Annotated in this window: 1 protein-coding gene; it reads right to left on the bottom strand. The window is 61.8% G+C overall.

The genetic code is table 11. The features are described 5' to 3' along the window. Positions 1 to 74 precede the first annotated feature (74 nt). Positions 75 to 1550 (bottom strand): group II intron reverse transcriptase/maturase, encoded by a 1476-nt coding sequence (ltrA, locus tag IB244_RS31510; protein ID WP_058323741.1) that lies wholly within the window; start codon positions 1548 to 1550, stop codon positions 75 to 77. Positions 1551 to 1917 lie beyond the last annotated feature (367 nt).

Below are 1917 nucleotides of genomic sequence, written 5' to 3' on the forward strand. Positions count from 1 at the left end.
TATCCCGGTAGGGACGCCCGTTGCCGAGCGCCCCCCGGACAGATCCGAGCGAGCGGGATTCCCGCACTCGGCTCCTACCTCGGGTGAGTGACGGCGAAGCGGACGCTTGGCCAGGGATGAAGAGTACGCGGTTTGGGAAGCCAGTCGCCCGAGATCAGAGCGATCCTTGTCCATGTGGTTCGGTCTTTCTGGCTGCGGCGCTGGAGCGCCCGCCGCCAGAGGTTCACCACATGGTGGTGGAATGCCGAGATTGCGCGACTGTTGGTGGGGACTGCAAAGTAGGCAAAATGCCCGGTCACCACCTGCCTCAGCCATCTCCCTTGTTCAGGGATCGACTGGTGCCATCGACGTCGTAGCTCCTCCTTGATCTCCTGGAGCTTCGCCCGCATCCGATCCCCGCGGGTCTTCCGTTGAAGCTGGAAGAGGCCGCGACGGGATCGTCCGCAGATGAGTGTGAACCCCAAGAAGGTAAAGGTCTCCGGTTTTCCGAGCCCGCGCCGCTTGCGATTGACCGCCGCAAAGCGACCAAACTCAATCAGCCGGGTCTTGTCCGGATGGAGCGTCAGCATGAACTCCTCAAGCCTCGCACGCATCGCATCGAGGAAACGACGGGCGTCCTCCTCTCGCTCGAAGCCGACCACCACATCGTCCGCATAGCGCACGATGATCATGTCGCCGGTGTTCTCGCGCTGTCGCCAGCGCTTGGCCCACAGGTCGAGAACGTAGTGCAGGTAGATATTGCCAAGGAGCGGCGAAATCACCGACCCTTGACCCGTTCCCCTGTCATCAACGGTCACGATCCCGTCTTCGAGGATACCCGCCTTCAACCACTTCTGGATGAGGCGGATGATGCGCTTGTCGCCGATCCGATGTTCCAGGAAGCGGACCAGCCATGTCTGGCTGACAGCCCCAAAGAAGTTTTGGATGTCGGCGTCGATGATCCAGTTTACCTGCCGCTTGTCGATCGCTGTACACAGCGCATCCAACGCATCGTGCGGGCCTCTCCCTGGCCGAAACCCGTAGGAGAAGCCGCAGAAGTCACCTTCGTAGATGGCGTTGAGCACGATGACGGTAGCCCCTTGGACAATCTTGTCTTCCAGAGCCGCGATCGCTAGCGGCCGCCGCTTCCCGTCCGCCTTCGGTATGTATGTCCGGCGCGACGGTTGCGGGCGGTACGCTCCCCGATGAACTCGTTTGTGCAAATCTACGAGCCGAGGCTCGAGGTCTGCCTCGTAGTCCTGCCACATCATGCCATCCACCCCAGGGGCGGCCTTGCGCCTGAGCGCGAAGAACGCCGTGCGAAGTGCATCGACAGTGAGGTGGTGGAAGAGCGCGGTGAACCGATCCTTCTTCCTCAGCCTTGCGGCTTTCCGTACGCGATCCAGCGACTGGGTCATGCGAGCCCGGCCCTGTGTCCGGTGCATGCGTTGTTGTTCCGCGTTCCCCTTGGTCCCCGGCCTTGGCTCCACCAACTCCGCCACCGGTTGCCCGGCTTTGTTCGTCAGCTTCACAGCTACTATGCCAGAGTCAGACTTCTCCGTGTCGTGCATCAGCGGCTACGGCTCCTCGCCTTCCCGCTGCGGACCATGTCCTCCAAAGAGGCCATGGCCGACCCGGAGATCTCCCGGTTCCCGTACAAAGAGCGTCCATGCATGCCAGGGTCTAAAGACCGCGCCGGATTGGTGAGGCACTCGCATAGCGCACCTCCCATATTGCCTTCCGCTATGAGGACAGCGTCGGCATCCGAGATAAGATCCTTTTCGCGGCTCAATGGCTGGCCTGCATGCTCCCCTACCGACGCTTCGCCGACATCCTCGCGGATGCCTTCGCACGGCTCGGGGCCGACGTGGTTCGCTACACCTTCATCGTAATGGACTTTCACCATCTACTCCTTGCCGGTCTCCCGGCGCACCCTCA

The organism is Rhizobium sp. RHZ02 (assembly GCF_014851575.1).
In the GTDB taxonomy this organism is placed as follows: Bacteria; Pseudomonadota; Alphaproteobacteria; order Rhizobiales; family Rhizobiaceae; genus Rhizobium; species Rhizobium altiplani.

What these genes read in the sequence shown, in the direction of transcription:
- ltrA (WP_058323741.1), bottom strand. Translation starts at nt 1,550, where the DNA reads ATGCACGACACGGAGAAGTCTGACTCTGGCATAGTAGCTGTGAAGCTG.